The sequence below is a fragment of the Shewanella electrica genome (genome assembly GCF_022321485.1).
In the GTDB taxonomy this organism is placed as follows: domain Bacteria; phylum Pseudomonadota; class Gammaproteobacteria; order Enterobacterales; family Shewanellaceae; genus Shewanella; species Shewanella electrica.
On sequence record NZ_JAKOGG010000004.1, the window covers coordinates 63755 to 85120 of the forward strand.

Annotated in this window: 17 protein-coding genes and 1 tRNA gene; 16 read left to right on the top strand and 2 right to left on the bottom strand. The window is 49.3% G+C overall.

Annotated elements, in window-relative coordinates; translation table 11 throughout:
* The first annotated feature begins 349 nt into the window (after positions 1-349).
* The 10 genes from L9G74_RS07275 (at position 350) to L9G74_RS07320 (ending at position 11668) form a co-directional block, all read left to right on the top strand.
* A complete protein-coding gene (locus tag L9G74_RS07275; protein ID WP_238895638.1) occupies positions 350-1306 on the top strand; it encodes a hypothetical protein in 957 nt (318 codons plus the stop codon).
* Positions 1307-1614: 308 nt separating this feature from the next.
* On the top strand, positions 1615-2904 hold the full coding sequence (locus tag L9G74_RS07280) for a 2-hydroxycarboxylate transporter family protein (protein WP_238895639.1): 1290 nt from the start codon (positions 1615-1617) through the stop codon (positions 2902-2904).
* Between the two features lie 532 nt (positions 2905-3436).
* A complete protein-coding gene (locus L9G74_RS07285) occupies positions 3437-4486 on the top strand; it encodes an NAD(P)-dependent alcohol dehydrogenase (protein ID WP_238895640.1) in 1050 nt (349 codons plus the stop codon).
* A gap of 242 nt (positions 4487-4728) precedes the next feature.
* Complete coding sequence (locus L9G74_RS07290) at positions 4729-5646, top strand: ADP-ribosylglycohydrolase family protein (RefSeq protein WP_238895641.1); 918 nt, start codon at positions 4729-4731, stop codon at positions 5644-5646.
* A gap of 5 nt (positions 5647-5651) precedes the next feature.
* Complete coding sequence (locus L9G74_RS07295; RefSeq protein ID WP_238895642.1) at positions 5652-6461, top strand: NAD(+)--dinitrogen-reductase ADP-D-ribosyltransferase; 810 nt, start codon at positions 5652-5654, stop codon at positions 6459-6461.
* A gap of 273 nt (positions 6462-6734) precedes the next feature.
* The gene (locus L9G74_RS07300; RefSeq protein ID WP_238895643.1) at positions 6735-9914 is read left to right on the top strand and encodes an HD domain-containing phosphohydrolase; all 3180 of its coding nucleotides are present in this window, start codon (positions 6735-6737) and stop codon (positions 9912-9914) included.
* A gap of 183 nt (positions 9915-10097) precedes the next feature.
* Entirely contained in the window at positions 10098-10418 is a 321-nt protein-coding gene (locus tag L9G74_RS07305) for a DUF883 domain-containing protein (protein WP_238895644.1), read from the top strand.
* Between the two features lie 24 nt (positions 10419-10442).
* Positions 10443-10811 carry a hypothetical protein gene (locus L9G74_RS07310; protein ID WP_238895645.1) on the top strand — a complete coding sequence of 123 codons (369 nt, stop codon included), beginning with the start codon at positions 10443-10445 and terminating at the stop codon, positions 10809-10811.
* A gap of 8 nt (positions 10812-10819) precedes the next feature.
* Entirely contained in the window at positions 10820-11107 is a 288-nt protein-coding gene (locus L9G74_RS07315; RefSeq protein WP_238895646.1) for a hypothetical protein, read from the top strand.
* 102 nt (positions 11108-11209) lie between these two features.
* Complete coding sequence (locus L9G74_RS07320) at positions 11210-11668, top strand: Lrp/AsnC family transcriptional regulator (RefSeq protein ID WP_238895647.1); 459 nt, start codon at positions 11210-11212, stop codon at positions 11666-11668.
* A gap of 3 nt (positions 11669-11671) precedes the next feature.
* Here the strand turns inward: L9G74_RS07320 and L9G74_RS07325 are convergent, their stop codons facing one another.
* The gene (locus L9G74_RS07325) at positions 11672-12967 is read right to left on the bottom strand and encodes an L-cysteine desulfidase family protein (RefSeq protein ID WP_238895648.1); all 1296 of its coding nucleotides are present in this window, start codon (positions 12965-12967) and stop codon (positions 11672-11674) included.
* Between the two features lie 316 nt (positions 12968-13283).
* On the opposite strand from L9G74_RS07325, the gene L9G74_RS07330 reads away from it, so the two are divergent.
* Both L9G74_RS07330 and L9G74_RS07335 read left to right on the top strand, forming a co-directional pair.
* Positions 13284-15284: a methyl-accepting chemotaxis protein gene (locus L9G74_RS07330; RefSeq protein ID WP_238895649.1), complete on the top strand. Its 2001-nt coding sequence runs from the start codon at positions 13284-13286 to the stop codon at positions 15282-15284.
* An 82-nt stretch (positions 15285-15366) separates the two neighbouring features.
* Positions 15367-15606 carry a DUF3624 domain-containing protein gene (locus L9G74_RS07335; protein ID WP_238895650.1) on the top strand — a complete coding sequence of 80 codons (240 nt, stop codon included), beginning with the start codon at positions 15367-15369 and terminating at the stop codon, positions 15604-15606.
* Positions 15607-15684: 78 nt separating this feature from the next.
* Here the strand turns inward: L9G74_RS07335 and rtcR are convergent, their stop codons facing one another.
* A complete protein-coding gene (gene rtcR / locus L9G74_RS07340; RefSeq protein WP_238895651.1) occupies positions 15685-17295 on the bottom strand; it encodes an RNA repair transcriptional activator RtcR in 1611 nt (536 codons plus the stop codon).
* A 286-nt stretch (positions 17296-17581) separates the two neighbouring features.
* Here rtcR and L9G74_RS07345 point away from each other — a divergent pair.
* The 4 genes from L9G74_RS07345 to rtcA all read left to right on the top strand — a co-directional run bounded on the left by L9G74_RS07345 (position 17582) and on the right by rtcA (position 21310).
* Positions 17582-17650, top strand: a tRNA-Asn gene (locus L9G74_RS07345).
* A 174-nt stretch (positions 17651-17824) separates the two neighbouring features.
* Positions 17825-18979, top strand: coding sequence for a slipin family protein (locus L9G74_RS07350; RefSeq protein ID WP_238895652.1), 1155 nt, complete (start codon positions 17825-17827; stop codon positions 18977-18979).
* A gap of 58 nt (positions 18980-19037) precedes the next feature.
* Positions 19038-20264, top strand: a complete 1227-nt coding sequence (locus L9G74_RS07355) for an RtcB family protein (RefSeq protein WP_238895653.1) — start codon at positions 19038-19040, stop codon at positions 20262-20264.
* An 8-nt stretch (positions 20265-20272) separates the two neighbouring features.
* On the top strand, positions 20273-21310 hold the full coding sequence (gene rtcA, locus L9G74_RS07360; RefSeq protein ID WP_238895654.1) for an RNA 3'-terminal phosphate cyclase: 1038 nt from the start codon (positions 20273-20275) through the stop codon (positions 21308-21310).
* Positions 21311-21366 lie beyond the last annotated feature (56 nt).

A 21366-nucleotide genomic window follows, 5' to 3' on the forward strand; every position in this document is an offset into this window, starting at 1 on the left:
TTTAGCCGCTTGTCTCAATTGGCGGTATAACGTTGCATACCATTGTTATCGGCGGCAGCGGGTGAGGTCGATAAGGCCGGTGGTCGATTGTGTTGTCATTCACGGCAATAGCGACTAACGCTGAATAAATTGCCGCCTGAAACGGCATTAAACGCGTGTTTTATGGCGTAGCCTCTGCTTATCTTGTTTGACCAGCGCCACTGGCAGCGCGCTTTTTATCGCGCGGTTAACCTGATTGAATACCCAATATCAACGCTCGATAATCCTTTACTTTTATTAGACAACTCAGCGGCTTATATGTGATTCTTCGCGGTGTTGTTATCCCTCGTTACTGATTGTTGGACTTTTTATGAAGCAGTTACTTATTTTCGTGAGCCTCGTTTGGCTGAGCTGTTCGCCAGTCTATGCCGTAGAGTTAGGTTTTAGCGGTATGACCCAAATTAACGAACATGCGTATCTGGTCGTGCTGGATAAGAAAGTGTTCCACCAAGGGGAACGGGTTGGCATTCTCAATATCGGTAAACACGGCAAACAGAAGTTTAAGCCGGTGACCATTGCTGATTGGCATGATGATGATGGTCAAGCGAGTGACCTCGAATCTGTATGCAAGTTACCGCAAACCGATGATGAATACCTGCTGGCTGAATCGGGTTACTGGCATGGTAAGTTTGGCCGTATTTTTCACATCCAACTAAAGCAACAACAAGCTAAGGTGCTGCATGTTTATCATCTGCCTAACTATGTGAGTAACTCAGAGCAGGTTGACGGTGATAACTTTGAGGGATTGGAGTGTGTGGCTCACGGCCAGCAAACTTATCTGGTACTCGGCGAGCGCGGTGGTAGTGAACTGTACCGTTCCGGCTTACTTAGATTCGGCTTGCTCAATGCTGATAAAACGCAAGTGGATTGGCAATCTTATGCCGACAACGCACTGCCAGTGAGCGCTCCAGGTCAATGGCATAATGTTGATGGCAAGCGCAGTATTGCTGATCTCTATCTCGATCCGCACGGCACCTTATGGGCAGTGGCGACTGAAGATGCTGGTGATCAAGGGCCGTTTCGCTCGGTGATTTACGCCGCCGCCAAATTGGTAGCCCCAACCGCTGAGCAACCATTGCCATTACAACTGACCACGCCAACACAGGCCCAATGGGTTGTTGATGGTTTTAAAGTCGAGGCGTTAGCTGCGCCCACCCAGCGTATTAATAATAGTGTGATGAGCTTTGGTACCGAGGATGAAGACTTCGGTGGCGTCTGGCGCGTGCTATTTGCACCGCTCGAAAATTCAGCGCAGCTGGTTAAATAATATCATTTGTATGACTATATTAGTGATGGCTAAATATCTTTGTTATGTGCTGATATTTAGCTTTTTATATTAAAAAAATCAGCATGTGTTTACTGATGACTTGGTAATCATGCTGATTATGTAGTGAAAACAGCTTGAATATTATTAAGTTACATATCTTTATTTAGTTTTTAATGATATATCGTTGAATTGCCCGCTCACACAATGATGCTAGTCTTCGCAGACGTTTTTTTAACGACCCAGTCACTGGGGGCTTCACCATCCCTTTAAGGGAAATACTAAAAACTCTGCAAGAGCGAGCAATAATAATGAATAGCACTTCTATTTCTGCCAAAGATAAGCGCACGATTAATATCGTGTTCTTTCTCTCAGCGGTGATTATAACGCTGGCCACTCTTCAAAATCAGTTACCGTCAGGGCTCATTGGGGCACTGGGCATCATGGCGGTTGTTGGTTATTTACTTAATCTCATTGGTAACAAGACGCCAATCATCAATCAATTTTTTGGTGGCGGGGCGATCGTGGTTATCTTTGGTTCATCTTACATTTTTCATAGCGGCTGGATGCCACAAGAGACCGTAACCACGGTAACGACCTTCATGAAAGGAGGCGGTTTCTTAGCATTCTTTATCGCCAGTTTGGTCACAGGATCTGTTTTGGGGATGGATTCTAACGTACTGAAAAAGGCCGCACTGAAATATATTCCAGTGATCCTTGGTAGTGTCTTTTTTGCCTTTCTATTTGCCGGTGTTGTGGGGCATTTGTTGGGCGAGGGATTCTTTGAATCCATCATGTTAATTGCGTTGCCGATCATGGGGGGCGGCATGGGCGCTGGCGCGGTGCCGCTAGTGGAAATTATGTCGGGGCAAACTGACATGAGCAGCGAAGCCTTGATGTCTAAAATGGTTCCCGCACTGGCCATTGGTAATGCGATTGCCATTGTCGTCGCTGGGCTGTTGCACAAACTGGGTCAGTACGTGCCATCATTGACGGGTAATGGCCGTCTGATGCGAGATGGCGACGTAAAAGAGCAGATGGAAGAGATACGCGACGCACACACCGTGCAACAACTCGGTCTTGGCGCGCTTTTAGCTATCTCAATGTTTTTTGTTGGCACCTTGTTGGCCTCTGTGATCGACATGCATCCTTATGCATTGATGATCATCTTTGTGGCGCTGATTAAAGTCTCTGGGCTGTTACCACGCGAACTGGAAATTGCTGCACACGGCTGGAGCAAGTTTGTGGTCGATAACCTGACGCCAGCACTGCTGGTGGGCATTGGTGTGGTTTATACCGATTTAGGCCAGATCGCTGCGGCGCTGACGTGGGAAAACTTGCTGATGGTATTTACCACCGTCGTGGGGGCCGTTGTTGGTAGCGCCTTGGTTGGCCGTATGATGGGCTTCTATCCGATTGAAGCGGCTATTACCGGTGGTTTGTGTATGGCAAATATGGGGGGGACCGGCGATGTAGCGGTATTGGCCTCATGCAAACGTATGGAGCTGATGCCATTTGCACAGATCTCCTCTCGCCTTGGCGGTGCGCTGATGTTGATTCTCGCTACGCTGATTTTGCAGCTATTAAGCTCAGTGATGTAACTCCCATTCTTTTGCCCAAACTCCAAGCCTCGGCAGTTGCCGAGGCTTTTTGCTACATAAGGGCTTGCTCAGCCAATATAGACAGATGCTCCCGATGTCATCAACTGCTGTTGCTATGGTCGTTGCGCATCAACTCCGTGTCTGTTCTGTGTCAGCATCCCGTCTTTAGGTGCTAGCGCTGGTTGCTGCCAATGCAGCCCTTAGGCTAAGTGTTCCGCTAATTCACCGTTGCTGCGGGATTGGCGAACGCTTCATCGAATTATGCAAATTGTGCAGCACATTAGCAGCATTCTGTTTTTCGGCTCAAAATTATCAAGTTATAAAAGTGATAAAAATCAGTGTATTAAATATTTACAGTCTGTTGTTTGTTGTTGGCTAGCCGATGTTGTCGCTGCAGAATGAAAAGCGACTCTGAAGAATTAGGCAATAATGGAAGAGGATCAGGCAGAGTAATATCCGCTTGATTTCTGCATAATATCCGCCGTATTTAATACCTGTATTTTTAACTGAAGAGCAATAGGGAATCGATTTTATGAAAACAGTAGGATATGCGGCACACTCAGCCGACTCAGCATTAGTTCCTTATCACTTTGAACGTCGTGACTTACGCGCCAATGACGTGGCTATCGAGATTCTGTATAGCGGCGTATGTCACTCAGATTTGCACACAGTGAACGGTGACTGGGGCCCACAACCCTATCCATTGGTGCCAGGTCACGAAATCGTTGGTGTGGTGAAATCCGTCGGTGCTGACGTTAAAAACTATAAAGTTGGTGACCATGTTGCCGTTGGCTGTATGGTTGATAGCTGCCAAGAGTGTGACCAGTGCCATCACCATGAAGAACAGTATTGCCGCAACGGTATGACTGGCACTTATGGCGCACCTGATCGCCAAACTGGCGATATCACCCAAGGTGGCTACTCCAAGCACATCGTGGTACGTGAAGAGTTTGTCCTGCGCATTCCTGACAACATGGATATCAGCAAAGCTGCGCCAATTCTGTGTGCGGGTATCACTACCTTTTCACCACTGCGTACGTGGAACGTGACTAAAGGCACCCGTGTCGGTGTTATTGGTCTGGGCGGTTTGGGCCACATGGCTGTGAAATTAGCGCATGCTATGGGCGCAGAAGTCACCGCTATCAGCCGTTCTAAAAACAAAGAAAAAGAAGCGATCGCCATGGGCGCTAAAGGCATTTTGGCGTCTACCGATGCTGATGCAATGGCCGCTGCCGCAAACGCATTTGATATCATCATCGATACCGTACCGGTCAAGCACGACGTGACCATGTACGCGCCGCTGTTGGACGTTGACGGAACTATCGTTATCGTCGGCCAAGTCGGTCCGTTGGAAGAGCCGTTGACACTGCCATTGATTCTGGGTCGTCGCCGCATTGCCGGTTCTTTGATCGGTGGCATCAAAGAAACTCAAGAAGTCTTGGATTTCTGTGCCGAGCACAACGTCTATCCAGACTGCGAAATGATCAAAATGGAAGATATCAACAGTGCCTTTGAACGTTTGGCACAAGGTGACTTGGCACACCGCTTCGTTATCGATATGTCTTCGCTGTCTGCTGAGTAAGCAGGATTTAGCACAAAAACGGTAGCCGCGGCTGCCGTTTTTTATGCTTATTTTTGCTGGTGGTTTTTGCAGCTTGCTTAGTTGATGCGTCGCAGGCCGCGCCTCGTTCAGAATGTGTTTAATTTGGATAAAAATTAAACAATAAAAATAAACTGCTCCCAGCAGCATGACGGCCACCAAGGAAAATATTAAGGTAGCAGCGGTATACCTACCCAAAAGCGATAAGGAGTTTTGCTGTGGTAATGGAACAAGTGAATAAGCTGGACCGCGCGCGTGGATGTTTGATTGGCCTTGCAGTAGGCGATGCCATCGGCACTACGGTGGAATTTATGCCGCGCGGCACATTCACCCCAATTGATGATATGCAGGGCGGCGGCCATTTTCAGTTGCAAAAAGGCCAGTGGACCGACGATACCTCAATGGCATTGTGTTTAGGCCACAGTTTGCTGGAACGCAATGGCTTTGATGCCCACGACCAGATGCTGCGTTATTGTGACTGGCATGACAACGGCTACATGAGTAGCACTGGCAGTTGCTTTGATATCGGTAATACCGTACTGGCCGCATTGCAGCGTTTCCAACAAACTGGTGACCCTAACGCCGGGGCCACCAGCCGCTGGAGTTCTGGTAATGGCGCGTTGATGCGAATGGCGCCGATTGCGCTGTATTATCACGATGATGCCAACAAAGCCGCGTTTTATGGCGCCGAAAGCTCACGTACCACGCACGCCTCTGCCTTGTGTCTTGATACCGCACAATACTTCGCCCAGCTGTTAGTCACCTTAATCGACGGCGCTGACAAATCTTGCTGTTTCAGTTTGCACTATCAACCGAAAACCCCTGAGTTAGCCGCCATTATGTCGGCAGAGCTGCTAAGCAAACAGCCTGCGCAATTGCGCGGGAGCGGTTATGTGATGGAATGTTTAGAAGCTGCGTTATGGTGTTTTTTAACGACGGATAGCTTTGCTGCTTGTGTGCTGGCTGCCGCTAATCTCGGTGATGATGCTGATACCACCGCTGCTGTTGCCGGGCAACTTGCTGGCGCGTACTACGGCTATCAAGCGATTCGCGCAGATTGGCGTGCGGCACTTTGCCAACACGATGACATGTTACTGTTGGCCGATGCCTTATGGCATGCTGAAGCCTCACCGTGTGATTAGCCACTATGACCTCAGAGTATGCCGCAGATGCTGCTGAACTACAGCGTTTAACCCAGCTGTGCATTCCCTTTAATCGTTGTAATGTTCCGGCTTGGTTGCTGGCGAGTACCGGCTACCAAGCGCGGCCGATCCCGTTACTGCTAGACAGTATTGTGACTTGGTATCAACCGCTGTTTGATGAGTTAGCCTTATTGCCAGACGCTGGAGCACGTGCCGATGCCTTTGAGCGTTTTATGCAGCAACGGTTTGACTTGAGTACCTTGGCGGATGAACCACCACAACGGGCTAAGCTGCACTATCGACGCATGATCATCGGTTGGCTGTTTGATTCAGACAATGACCAAGGTGCGGCATGGCGGAGCTGGGCCGAATCCCGTTTTGGCTTGCTGACGCAGTTTCATCGTCAGCCGCTGTCAACGCCAGACAGTACCAGTTATGGACGCTATCGCCAGCACAGCTTCGCCGCCACTAACAATAGCAATGAGTTGTTTGAACAACTCGATCTGCTGTATCAATTTTGCCAGCTACAGCTAACGCTGTCACCGCAAGCCCCATCTCACCTGACACTCTATCGCGGTTGTGCTCACTTAGAGGAGTTGAGCGACATCGCCGCTGGCGTGGTGCAGTTTAATAATCTCAGTTCATTTGCGGCAACCGCCGAGAGTGCTGCCCAATTTGGCAGTTGTGTGTATCAAGTTGCGGTACCGCTGAGCAAGATTGTTTGTTACGAGTCGCTATTGCCAAACATCATGACTGGCGAGCAGGAATTTATGGTACTTGGCGGCCTTTATCGCAGTCGCTTATTGCGCGTATAATCTATCATTCACCGCATCTCTAATCTGTAAAATCCATCCATCTAATACGATTTTTAATCCGTGTTACGACTTCATATTGTAAAGCGTCGCTTTTTAGCCAATAGTTATAACTTGTTGAAAGTTTAGGCGGCAAGTTGCTTTTGTTGTGCAACACTTAGGGTCGGTGTAAACAAGTCTTCGCGACGCAGACACGTGCGGGACATTCGCACCCTCCTTAATCGATAGCCAATTGGTGTTCATCACCTTAGGTGTTCATTTGCACGGAGAGCTACAATGCTGAACATTGCTAAATCCCTCGGACGGTTAAACTTTTCGATCCGGGTAACAGTGGTATCAGTATTTATTATCGCTACCTTAATCACTGCATTGGTGGCGTTAACACTGCAATATCATTTTGCCTTCTCGTTAGCCAAAGATAACGTTGAGGATAATTTCCGCGATTTTGGCGAAGAGGTGGGGCAAGCGCTCAAGCAGCTCGATGACTCGGCTGCCAGCACCGTCCGCATCTTAGCCAAGCAACAAACCTATAGCTCCATCGACACTATTCCTGAAAACACCTTAGATCTGTTCGCCGAATTCATGCGCACCAACGCAATGTTTAACGCTATCTACGTTGGTTTTAGCGGTGGCGATATCTATGAAGTGGTGAATCTGGATAGCGCAGCGATTATGCGACGCCAATACGAAGCCGATGCGAACGACCGTTGGTTGATTATCCAAGTGCGCGATATTGATGGTAAGCGTGTGCGACAGATGGCGTTTTTATCTGAGAACTATGAGGTGCGCCATACCCGCGAAGAGCCATCAAACTACTATGCTGATCGACGTTTGTGGTTTCGCCAATCCAACGCGCTAACGGTGAACAAAACCGAGCCTTATCTGTTTCAGAACCTGCAAGCTCCGGGGCAAACCTACTCATTGAAAGTGAATAATGGCCATGCGGTGATCGCGCTCGATATTGCCTTGAGTTCGGTGCTGCAATACTTCGCTACCAATATGAAAAACAGCCATGCCGAGGCGTATATCTATCAGCCCTCGGGGAGTTTGATCGCTGCCGTCAATCAAAAGATAACCGAGAATGATCTGCCGCAGATGCCAAAACTCAATTGGACTGCAGAGCAGCAGCAAATATTGGCGAAATATCCTGAGATCAAAGTGTCCAATGAGACCAATTGGTCGCCAATAGATTTTATGATCTCTGGCGAACCCTCTGGCTACAGCGTCGATTTTCTACGCATGGTGGCGCAGGCGATGGGGGTGCATTTTAATTTTGTGAATGGGGTCAGTTGGTCTGAGTTATTGCAGCTTTACCAGCAAGATGACATCGATATGTTGCAGTCAGTCAATAAGAGTATCGGTAACAGCCATTTGGGAGAGTTCTCCGATGCTTATCTTGACCTGCCATTTGCGCTAGTGACTAGCGATCAACAGCCAGATTTATACAACATCGCCTCCTTGTACGGTAAAACTATCGCCATCCCCCAAGGGTGGACCATAGTGAAATATATTCAGCGCAAATTCCCACAGATCCGCGTGGTTGAATTGCCCACAACTAAAGATGTATTACAAGCGGTGGCGAGTGGCAAAGTATTTGGCGGGATTGATTCTCATGCGGTGCTGAAATATGAAGCCGCTAACTATTTTATCAGTGGCTTACGTTATCAAACGCAGCTCGATCTCAACAGTCTTGGTGTACCCAGTGAGTTACACCTTGTCGTGAAAACCGCCGATGCTGAGCTGTTGCCGCTATTAAACCAAGCAATGAAAGAGGTTAATGCGCGCCACAGCCAACTGCTGAGTAAACATTGGTTAGGTGAGCAATGGCAGCAAGAGCATTCCACCACCGTGCCGTATCAAAAGTTTATTGAGTTTGCTACGGACGCCACTAAGCAAAATCAACTGATTCAGACGGCGGAGCAGGGCAAAGATTTTTTTGTCTACGTCACTCGTGTTGATGAAGCTGAGAGCTACACCCATTATCTGGCGGTATTGCTGCCACGTAATGACTTATTGGAACCAGCAATCAAACGGGTAGCCATTTCGCTGGCGATTACCATCGGCGTGCTGATACTGCTCAGTCCCGCATCGTGGTTATTTTCGGGGCCGATTGTGTCACCCATTCGGCGGTTGGCGATTGAAAACGAAAAAATCCGCAATCGTCAGTATGACAAGTTGGATATTCCCAATAGCAGCATCACTGAAGTGCATAATCTGGGGCAGTCAATTAAAGAGATGGCGAGTGCCATTCAAACACATGAACAGAGCCAGCAAGAGCTGTTAGATGCCTTTATTCAACTGATAGCACAAGCCATTGACTATAAATCGCCTTATACCGCAGGCCATTGTTTACGGGTGCCTGAGCTAGCGTTGATGCTGGCGAAGCAGGCACACGATAGTGATACGCCAGCGTTTGCTGATTTCAAATTCAACACTAACTCGGAGTGGCGTGAATTCCGCGTCGGCGCGTGGTTACACGACTGTGGCAAGATCACCACACCGGAGCATATTGTTGATAAAGGCTCCAAGTTAGAGGTGATTTATAACCGTATCCATGAAGTTCGTATGCGCTTTGAGGTGCTCCTGCGCGATGCCGATATTGAGTACTGGCGAGCATTGAATAAAACACCGGAAAAACAGGCGCTACTGGCGCAGCAGCGCGAAGTTAAGCGCGCACAGATCATGGATGACTTTGCTTTTGTTGCTAAAACCAACGTCGGTGGCGAGCAGCTCAGTGACGCGGATAAGGCGCGCTTAGTCAATATCAGTAAACAAAGTTGGACGCGTCATCTCAGTGATCGCCTCGGTTTGTCGCCATTAGAGGAACGCATGTATCACAGCTTGGAACCGGAAGAGTCGTTACCGGCCACCGAACAGGTGTTGAGTGACAAACCGATCCACGAAGTTCCTCGCTTCCACAGCACGGATTATCCAGAACATCTCGGTATCAAAATGGATATTCCTAAGCTGCTGTATCATCGTGGGGAGTTGCATAACTTAATGATTGAACGCGGCACCTTAACCGCCGAAGATCGCTTCAAAATCAATGAGCATATTGTGAATACGATTCAGATGCTCGACACCTTGCCGTTCCCGCCAGAACTGAGCAAAGTGCCACGTTACGCCTCAACCCACCATGAAACTTTAGACGGCCGCGGTTATCCACGTAAGCTCACCGCCGATGACCTGTCGGTGCCTGAACGCATCATGGTATTGGCCGATATTTTTGAAGCGCTTACCGCGAATGATCGTCCTTATAAAAAGGCCAAACCCGTCAGCGTGTCGCTCAAGATTTTGGCGCAGATGGTCAAAGATGGGCATGTGGATGAAGACGTCTTTAAACTGTTTTTAAGCTCCGGTATCTATCTCGATTATGCGCGCCGTTATTTGGCGCCAGAACAGATTGATGCGGTGGATATTGAGCAGTTTATGGATGTTAAATGGCGCAAAGATTAGCGTGAATTTGGCGCTGAGCAGCAGCTGCAATTTTTACCCGCTTGTCGGCAGATATTGCAGTCTTTAAACGCATAGAAACTACGGGTTTTTATTTATTTTCATAAATATCATATAGATAATAAGTTGGCATGATGTTGGCTCCTGCTTAAGTGACCGCAACAACTTGAGCAAAGGAGTCTCATTATGGCAACTACAACAACTGCTAAGAAAACTACCGCCGCTGCTGAAGATAAAGCACACAGCAACATTGATCGTGCAGCAAACGCGGCGCATAACGGGGTTGATAAAGCGGCAGATGTCGCTCAGTCAGGCCAAGAGAAAGTGCAAGATGTCGCGCAACAGATTTCAGCGCAAGCGCACCATATGGCCGAACAGGCAAAGCAGCAATCTGAGCGAGTCTCTGACGCCGTGTCCAATTACACCAAGGAACATCCAGTGAAATCCGTGGGTATCGCCTTCTTGGCAGGTGCTGTCGCGGCTGGCTTGTTGCTGCGTCGTCACTAATCGGCTTGTCGCTGGAGGCCAGTGATGTCTGAATCAACTTCCACCAACGAGCAACCACTCACGGCATTATGGGCGAGCCATAAACGATGGCTCGCCAAGCTGTTGCAGCTGGGGGCGCTGGAAAGCAAAATTTGGCTGACATCGAGCGCACAGTTACTGGCGCTGATGTGCGGCATGCTGATGTTACTTACCAGCGCGTGGCTGCTGACATTGGCTATGGTGGCAGTGTTGTTGTGGCAGGCTGGCCTACCGCTGGTGGCCGTCATGGCGTTAATGGTGTTGCTGCTGTTACTCAGCGCCGTGCTGGTTTACGGTGTCATTCGGCTAACATTGCAGCGCATGGATATTAGTCGTTCGCTAGAGTTGTTACTGCATAGTCAGGAGGATGAGTGATGGGGCCGATGAAATCGTTACTGCGCCAACGTAAGTTACTGCATGCAGAACTGAACCTAGCCGCTGAGCAGGCTAAGCTGCGACGCCAACAGGCCTATTATGCTGTTGAACAACAGCTAAGTAAGCCGGAATCCTTGTTCGCCAGTTTCGCGCTTGGTTGGTGTTCCTCTGCGGCGGGTCCGCGACTCGGCCGCTTGAATCTACTTACCAAGCTGTCACCACTCCTGTGGCAATTCAGTTTGCAACAGCTATTACAGCAAGACCGTACCACTCAAGTATCAAAGAATGAACCATAACGGCGAACATTACTGTTCAAAAGCTACGCAATGAAATAATTTGCTTTATTTGTTACGCATTGGAGATTATTTTTATCGAAAGCCCCGTCATTGGATGCCGTAATGAAGCTGGATAATACCGATAAAACGCTCCTCAACCTGTTACAACAAGACGCCACCATCTCGCTTAATGAGCTGGCTGAGCAGGTTAACCTCACCACTACACCTTGTTGGAAACGCCTAAAACGGCTAGAAGAAGCGGGCGTTATTGCCAAGCGTGTGGCGCTGCTCGATCCGGAAAAACTCGGTCTAGAACTCACTGCGTTCGTGTTGGTGGTCACCAATAATCACTCGCACGAGTGGTATCAGTGCTTCGTGGATAAGGTCAGCGAATTTGCCGAAGTGATGGAATTTTACCGTATGGCGGGTGAGTACGATTACATGATGAAAGTGCAAGTCGCGGATATGAAAAGCTTTGATGAGTTTTACAAGAAGCTGGTCAACAACGTTGCGGGCATTTCTAAGGTCACCTCGACATTCGCTATGGAGTCGCTCAAATACTCCACAGCGTTGCCAGTGTAAAGATTACAGCGCTTTTTGCACCATGATGTCGAGGATCTGTTGATCGGTGTGCATCATGGCGCCGTTCGCCAATGCCGACAGGTTGCGAATGGAACTATCAACATCGTTAGCCACAATCCCTTCTTCACCTGTCACACAGATGTTATCTATCGCCATCAGGCTCGATTTCATCGCGGCACCTGCAGAAGATGAAACCTTCATGGCGCAGGCGTTTTTAGCGCCGTCACAAATCACTCCCGCCACATCACCAATCATGCTGCTTACGGCATAGCTGATCTGCTGATAGCTGCCGCCCAGCAGGTAAGTGATGCCCGCTGCCGAGCCCATGGCCGCAGTGGTTACCGCACACAACGCCGACAGCTTGTGCTGATGATGTTTGATATAGATGGCGAGCAGGTGCGACAGCATCAATGCACGCAACAATTGCTCATGGGTGGCTTTGAGATATTCAGCGGCGACGACCACCGGCATGGTGGCGGCAATGCCTTGGTTACCTGAGCCTGAGTTGCTCATGGCCGGTAACATGGCACCGCCCATGCGCGCATCAGATGCCGCAGCGGAACGGCTAATCACATCAGTGAGCAGGCCGCCGCTGATCAAACCGCGATCCACGTGACGTTGCAGCGTTGCCCCCACTTGTAAACCGTAGTCGGCGTTAAGCCCTTCCACGGACAACGCTTCGTTCAGCACTTTGGCTTGCTCAATAAAAGCAATCTCTGCCACGGGAACTTGGGTAATAAATTGGTAGATGTCCTGCACCGTGGTGTGCTGCGGCAACTTCACCGGACTTGCAACATCGCTGTGGCGGTCACTGGGTTGTACTAAGAACGTGGTAATACCATTCTCTTCAATCGACACCACGTGGGTGTGTTCATCAGCAATGGTGACGCGCACCGACTTGCCATTGGCAAATACAGTGACTTGCGCGAACAGTACCCGTTGTGTTGTTGCAACACTGACTTTGACCTTACCAATATCCATTAATGCCTTGGCTTGCTGTACATGGATAGGCGTTAAGGCGTGAAACACTTCTAAACCCGCTTCAGCATCACCGCCAAAAGCGCCCACCGCCGCGGCAATGGCGAGGCCATTCATTCCCGTTCCGGGCACTTTTACCCCCATACCATTTTTCATCAAGTTGGGGGATACCTGCGCTTGAATACTTTGCGGTACGGCATTGAGTTTCTGACGCGCGATAGCGGCCGCGAGGCCAACAGAGACCGGTTCGGTACATCCCAATGCAGGCAAAACTTCTGCCTTTACCGTGTTAATAAAAGTGGTCCATTGTGGGTTGGTCATCTACGTGCCTCAGCGTATCAGTTAATGAGCAACAAGATAGCGCGAATAGCAGAGAATTAAATTGCTATGTTTTCTAACTTTCCCGATTTTGGTAGTAAAAAATTCTACTTTTATCCAACAATGTAGGCTCGTGGTTGTTATTTCAGTAGGTGGTGATATTTGCTAGCGCTGGATGATAGCTCGGCCAAACGTCTGTTTAAAAAAACGTCATAAATTTGGCGAGATCGTTATCCCTTTCCTAAACTGCTTATATATCAAACAAAACATGGAACGTTTGGGAGCTAACTCGATGCGTCTACAATCCATCAGAATCAAAATGATCCTTCCGATAGCCTTTCTGGCCGTCATCCTCATTGGTTTGTTCGCATTTATGGCCATTATGGGCACAGTGCAAGCCAACGCCATGAAACGTCAGGCTGAAACCTATTTTGAAGCGATCGCCGTGGTGCTCAATGCCGACCGCGACATCTATCAAGCACGTTTGGCCCAAGAACGTTTACTCAACGGTGAAGGCGAGCGCGAGGCCAATCAAAAAGATTTCAACGACAACGCCGACCAAGTTTATGAGCGCTTTCACAAGTACCTCGATTACCTCGCGGATGAGCCTGAAGTCATTGCACCATTTGGTAACTTTGAAGGGCTATTTCAGCAGTGGGTGCAAGCCAGCGCTACCGTGATGGATACCTCACAAGCATCGGTCTCGTTAGTGCAGGAGATGAAGCTGGGCGATACCGAGTTTATGCAGATGCGTAACATGTTGGATAAAGCTGGCGAAGCGTTGCGCGCTCACGCACAAGATGCGGAAAAGTACCAAACTGCGGATATTTCGGTATATGTGGAAGCGATGGCGGAAGTCTTAAACGCCGACCGCGACATCTATCAAGCTCGGTTAGCATTACAAAAGTTGTTGCATCATGAAGGGGATTTTCAAGCTAACAAAGACTTCTTTGAGGAAAACGCAAAACAAGTGATTCAGCGTTTTCATAACTTTCGCAGTTTTATGGTGCGCAATCCTCAGCTATTAGAGCCGTACGCCAACTTTGATAGCTTATATAACAAGTGGTACGACAACAGTAAAACCTTGATTGCCTCACCAGATACGCTCAAGCAGCAAAGTTTGCCTGCAGATCAAGTGGTGATGGAGCAAAAATTTGCTGCCATCCGTAGCGTACTTGATAAAGCCGGTGAGGCGGTGCGGCTGCATGCGCGTGATGTGAAAGATCAAATAACCGCCAAAGTCGCTGGTTATCAGAAAATTGCTATGGTGGTGATCAGCATCGCTTTCGTCTTAGCTTTGATTGTCGGTTATATCGTGCCATTAAGGTTGACCCGTGAAGTGGAACATATCTCCACACGGATTAAGGAGATCGCCGCGGGCGATGGTGATCTCACCCAACGTATCAACAGTCGTGCTAAAGACGAATTGGGGGATTTAGCGGGAGAATTTGATGGTTTTGTTGAACATTTGCGCCATATCATCGGCAACATCCAGCAACAGTCTAGTGCGCTTGGTGCGACAACGGGTGAACTGAACCGAGCCTCGGAGCAGGCGGGCGGTATCACTGCCGGATTAGTCCAAGCGTCTGAAGCGATTGTCAGCGCCGGTAGTGAAATGAATATGGCGAATCAGCAGATGGCTGAACTGGCGAAAGGCACGGCCGATGAGGCTTACAACTCCAGTAGTTTGACCCAAACCGGTGTGTTAGCGGTCACCGCCTCCAATAAAGCGATCGATAGCCTAGTGAGAGATATTGAGATCGCGCTGGAACGTTCTAATGTGCTGGAGCAAAGTTCGGCCGCGATTGCGTCGGTACTTGAAGTGATCCGCAAAATTGCCGAGCAAACTAACTTATTAGCTTTGAACGCCGCTATTGAAGCGGCCCGCGCGGGCGAACAAGGACGCGGTTTTGCGGTGGTGGCGGACGAAGTGCGTGTACTCGCCACGCGTACCCAAAGCAGTACTGACGAAATTGAAACCATGATTGAACGGCTAAAACTCAGTGTGAAAGAAGCATCTGAAGCGATTCGTAATAGTCGCGTCAACGCCGACAGTACCGTAACCAACTTTGAAGAGGTGATGCGCATTTTTGAAGGCCTGAGTGACTCCTCCGATAAAGTACAAGGCATGGCCGCACAGACCGCCCAAGCGACGCAAGAGCAATCCACTGTCGCTAATCATATCAATCAGAATTTGGTGGAGCTGAAAGACCAAACCGAAGGCGTCAATCAGATGGCTGATCTGGTGCAACAACAGTCTTATCGTATCAATGAGCTGTATCAGTCGCTCAATAAACAAGTCGATAGTTTTAAAGTGTAAGGGCAATTATTGCGGTAGCGGCGCTCGGTCGTTACCGCATTTTGCGTTATGATGACGCATCATTCCTTATCTCATGCAACTCATGGCTTGCGACGCGTGTGTTAGTGACGTATTCAAACAAAAAATCGGCCGCTGCAAAACCTGCATGTGGCAGCTGACCGTACTGTCTGTGGTTTGTTGGCCGAGTTGGTTTTATTTCTTTTACGACCAGCCAACATCGGTAAACTCCATCGCCTTGCTGTTTTTTAGCGGTGCCTTTACTGGCTTACTCACGTTGCACTTGTTGGTCTTGAGTTGGCGCAAGCTAACCGGGCGACAATAGTTGCTCATCAGCGGCCGTTGATGACCGCCGATAACCGATACTGCTGGCCTTCTCATCCGTAATTTTGCCATTCAGCAATCAATAATTTGCAGTGTTTAATGCTTGCAGTTGCTCCCAACGAATCCCGAATTTTGCCAGATACTTTTGCAACCGTGATGAATCATTGCTGCTGGCTTTTTGGGTGCGGCTCACATCAAACAACGCCCGTCCAGCCGCAGCGAGTGATGGCTGCTGCATACAGATGCTCAACACATAGTCGAGCTGATGGCGATCGAATTGATCGAGCTGCGCATCTGCTTCAGCGGTGAGTAACTGCTTACTTAAACTCTCAATTGATGTGCTGCTTTGCTGCCAGTCTTGCGTCAGCCGCGCAGTTTCATCCTGCACATCTTGCTCGGCAATGCGTGATGAATCCGCCAGCGTACACAGCCGCGTAATCGATGACGCTAAGTCGCGAAAGTTGCCGCGCCACTGCGAGCTGGGCGCGTGGGCAAAACGCAAATACTGCTGTTTGGCTTCTTTATTAAAGCGGATGCGATTGCCTTGCTCGCGGCTAAAACGCTCCAGTTCAAAGTCGATATTGGCGTCGATATCTTCGCGACGATCTTTCAGCCCCGGCAGTTGATAACTCCACAGATTGATCCGCGCCAGCAAATCTTCACGAAATTCGCCGTTGGCAACGCTGGCGCGCAGATCGCGATTGGTGCCAGCAATCAGTTGAAAGTTACTCTGCACCTCTTTGTCGCTGCCGACTGGATGGAAGGCACGGTTTTCAATGGCGCGCAGTAGCATAGCTTGTTCTTCTAACCCCAGTTCGCCCACTTCATCGAGAAACAGCAAACCGTTATTGGCGGCGCGCAGGAAACCGTCGCGCGCGCTGGCGGCACCAGTAAAGGCGCCTTTGGTGTGGCCAAACAGCGCCGCCATGGCGTTTTCACCTTTGAGCGTGGCGCAGTTCACCGTGACTAACTCACCGGTAACCGTGCCGCGGCGCTTTTTCAGTTGATAGATCCGCTGTGCCAGTTGGCTTTTACCCGCGCCGGTAGGGCCGGTTAACAGAATCGGCGCAGCGGAGCGAATGGCAACCTTTTCAATTTGGGCGATCATGCGGTTGAAGTGAGTATTTTGGGTGGCGATGCCACCTTTCAAAAACTCGGTGCCTTGCTCGTGCTCGGCATCAAAACGGGTGGCAAGTTGATCGTATTTGGACAGATCTAAATCGATGATCTGTGCATGACCGCGCGCTTTATCTTCTGGTTGGCGGCTGGGTGATGTTTGGATTAAACGACCAGGGAAGTGGCGACTCTCGGTCAGCAAAAAACTACAGATCTGCGCCACGTGGGTGCCGGTGGTGATGTGGAACAGATAATCGTTGTTATCAATATCAAACTGAAACTTGGCACAAAAATCATATAACTTGGCGTACACCTCGCCAAAATCCCACGGGTCGTCCAACTCCAACGTATGCAACTGCACTTGGGTTTCTGGTGACACGGTTTCGATATCCACTGCCACATTATTTGCTAAGCGCCAACTCTGTTGGTTGTGCAGCAAGTGCAGCTCATCAATCACTAACTGCTCTTGGCTCACCAAGCTGATATTTGGCCGCCAGCGCTCCCAACGTTTTTTGCCTTTACCGACCGAGTCGAGCTGCGTTCCGAGCAAACTAATTGCAATAGTCTTTCTCATTGGTCTATCCAAATAGATATTTAACTATCTTAATTTCATCATTTTATCGTTTATGTGGCAATGGGGAATCTATGGTTATTTGTCTTGGTTAAATTTATTGTCATTTAAAATCAATTGCTTGAGATTTTGTTTTACTGTTTATGCAGAAGTTGGCACGTGGGTTGTAATAGTTAAGTCGTGTTTCGATACAACACGCTGGTGCGGCGGGCAATGCCTGAGCCGTATGCCAGAGAGGTTTAAGACTCAGTCGGTGAGCATATTGGGTTCGAGTCCCAGCTTAAACACCAAATGGATAGCTCAACTGGTAGAGCAACGAACAGTTAATTCGTCTGTCGTGGGTTCGATTCCCACTCCAACTATATAAAACCCGGTGCATAAGTCCGTGGTCACCAATGATTTAAGCTCGCTGTTTTACAGCGTGTCACAGCAAACAGGACGCTCCCTGTGACATTAGGTGATTTAGCCAGCTTTAACCAAGTGATTAACCCTTATCACCAACCCTAACGGGCATAAAAGGATAAATAACAATATGTTTAATAAAAAAATTGTAGTAGCTGATAACGAACGCGTATTGGTTTTTAAAGCAAAACAGCTGGTGAATGTACTGCAACCCGGCGAACACAAATTACGTGGTTTTGGCGATATGCCAGAGCTGAAAACTTACGATATCGGCGATCTGTACTTCGCCGAAGAAAACACCGTACGTTGGTTTAACAAATATCCGTTGCTGGCGGAGCACATTGCGCATTTTCATGTGACTGAGCAGCAAACTGGCTTGCTGTATTTGGATGATCAGTTAAAAGGCATTGTGACCCCAGGTTGCCATCTGTACCTGTGGCGCGAAGCGGGTGATATCCGTTTGGATACCTTTGATATCGCCAACAACTTAGTGGTGGATGAAGCCACATTAACCGCGATTAAAAAAGTCGGCGCCAACAGCGCGCAGAAGTTGATTAGAAGCAGCCGCACTCAAGCCATCATACCGGTGAAGGAGTTGACTGTACCGATGGAGCAAGCGGCACTGCTGTATGTTGATGGTAAATATGTGCGTCAGTTGGGCGCCGGTCGTTACGGCTTCTGGCAGTTCCAGCACGATATCGTGGTGAAAACCATCGATTTACGCCATCAATTGCTGGAGGTTTCCGGCCAAGAGATCCTCAGTAAAGATCGCGTCAGCTTGCGCATCAACCTCAACGCCAACGTGCGGGTATTTGATGCCGAATTGGCGTTAATGAGCACTGAGAAAGTGATGGATTACGTCTACAACCAACTGCAATTAGCGCTGCGTGAAGCGGTGGGTGTGAAGACTTTAGATGACTTGCTGTTGGATAAACTGTACGTCAACGAAACCGTGAAAGAGCTGGTGGTTGAACCGCTCAAGCAAGTGGGCGTTGAGTTAATGAGCGTTGGTATGAAAGACATCATTTTGCCGGGCGATATGAAGGCGATTTTGAACCAAGTGGTCGAAGCGCAAAAAGCGGCCGAAGCCAACGTGATCAAACGCCGTGAAGAAACCGCCGCCACCCGCAGCCTGCATAACACCGCCAAAATGATGGAAAACAACCCAACATTGATGCGTTTGAAAGAGCTGGAATCGTTAGAAAAAGTGGCCGAGAAAATCGAAAACTTAACGGTTTACGGTGGCTTAGAAGGTTTGATGAATGGCGTGGTGAAAATCGCCTAAGCGGTAGAAATAAGGAGATATTGTGCGCTGCACCAGCGGCGCGCTGAAAGGAATAATTATGTGTGAACATCACTACAACACGATTACTGCGGCCAACCACACGCCAATTAAAGCGTGGACTAAAGGCGTGCTGTTTGAAGATAAAGCATTACAACAACTCAACAACGTTGCGGCGTTGAACATTGTCCATAGTCATATCGCGGTAATGCCCGATGTGCATTTAGGTAAAGGTGCCACCATCGGCAGCGTGATCCCCTCCGTTAACGCGGTCATTCCCGCCGCGGTTGGCGTGGATATCGGCTGTGGCATGGTGGCGGTGCGTACTACGCTGAAGGCCTCGCAACTGCCGGATAACTTAAGTGCTATTCGTCACGCGTTTGAGGCGGCGGTGCCACACGGGCGAACGTCTGGCCGTGGCAAGACTGACCGCGGTGCGTGGAGCAATATCCCTGATATTGTCGCCAGTGAGTGGCAAACATTGGCGGCACGTTTTGATGCCATTTGCGCCAAACATCCCGCAATTGCCAAGAGTAACCATGTTAATCATCTTGGCACCATGGGTACCGGTAACCACTTTTTGGAGCTGTGTTTGGACGAGTTTGACCATGTGTGGTTGATGTTGCACTCCGGTAGTCGCGGTGTCGGCAATCGTATTGGTAGTTACTTTATTGAGTTGGCGCGTAAAGAGATGGAGCGCCACCAACGCCAATTACCAGATATGAATTTGGCCTATTTGGAAGAGGGCTGTGACTACTTCGACGATTACGTGGAAGCGGTAGAGTGGGCACAAGATTTTGCCGCCAAAAACCGTGAAATTATGATGAATAATGCCATTGCCGCATTGCGCAAGCAGATGCCCATTGCTTTTGCAACGCACGATATTGCGGTCAACTGTCACCATAACTATGTCTCGCGTGAGCACCATTTTGGTAAGGATTGTTATGTTACCCGTAAAGGCGCTGTGCGGGCACGGCAAGGCGAGTTAGGGATTATTCCCGGTAGCATGGGCGCAAAATCATTTATCGTGCGCGGCTTAGGTAACCCGGAAAGCTTTAACAGCTGTAGCCATGGTGCGGGGCGAGTGATGTCGCGTACTGAAGCCAAAAAGGTGTACAGCGTGCAAGACCAAATTGCTGCCACGCAAGGCGTCGAATGCCGTAAGGATGCGGCGGTGATCGATGAGATCCCCCACGCTTACAAAGATATTGAAGCGGTGATGCAAGCGCAAAACGATCTGGTTGAAGTGGTGCACACTCTAAAACAAGTGGTGTGTGTCAAAGGATGAAGCAAAAAATGATAACCATTGATGGCGCCCAAGGTGAGGGCGGCGGGCAGGTATTGCGTTCAGCACTAACGATTGCGCTACTTACCGGTACTCCGCTGGAGGTAATCAATATTCGTGCGGGCCGTCATCAGCCGGGACTATTGCGGCAACATTTAGCTTGTGTGCGAGCGGCGCAGGCGATCAGCAACGGCCACTGTGAAGGGGCCGCACTTGGCTCGCAGCATATTCGCTTTACGCCAAAGGCAGTTAATGCAGGCAACTATCAATTTGCCATTGGCTCAGCGGGCAGTACTGTGCTGGTGTGCCAGACCATTCTGCTGCCGTTGGCGTTAGCGAATGGCGTCTCGCAGGTGCAATTTGCTGGTGGCACCCATAATGGTTGGTCGCCGTCGCTGACTTTTTTTGAGCGCAGCTTTTTACCGCTGCTGCGTACCATGGGGGTACAAGCTGAGGTAACGGTAGAGCAGCTGGGCTTTCATCCCGCAGGCGGTGGTCGCTGGCAATTGACCATTAAGCCTTGTCAGCAGTTACAACCGTTGAGGTTAACTGAGGGAATTGCTGAACGAGCCGCGCGGATGGAATATTGCGCCATTGATGTGATTCAGGCCGAGCTGCCTGCGTCGATTGTTCAGCGTGAAATTGCCACCACTCAGCAGCAACTTAACTGGGCTGATGCCGCGACCAATGTGCAGCGTGTTACCGCAGCATGCCCCGGGAATAGCTTGCACTTGTCGGTGGCATGTGCGGATTATCACTTGATGGTAGAGCAGATTGGTGAGCGTCGCTTGAGCGCTGAAACATTAGCGAAAACTACTGCCACACAGCTACAGGCCTTGATAAAGGCCAATGTGGCGGTGGATGAGTATCTTGCCGATCAGCTGCTATTGCCTATCGCCATTGCTGGTGAAGGCAGTTTTACTACGGTGCAACCGAGTTTGCATACTCAAACCAATATCGCGGTCATTGCGCAAATGCTGGGTAAACAATTTTCCGTGACAGAGTTTGGTGACAACCGCTGGCGAATCGCATTGGCAGCTGATGGCTAACTGAAAGCGTTATCTCTTAAGCACTGTTGTGAGAGCCTTGATGTTTGTGTTGTAAG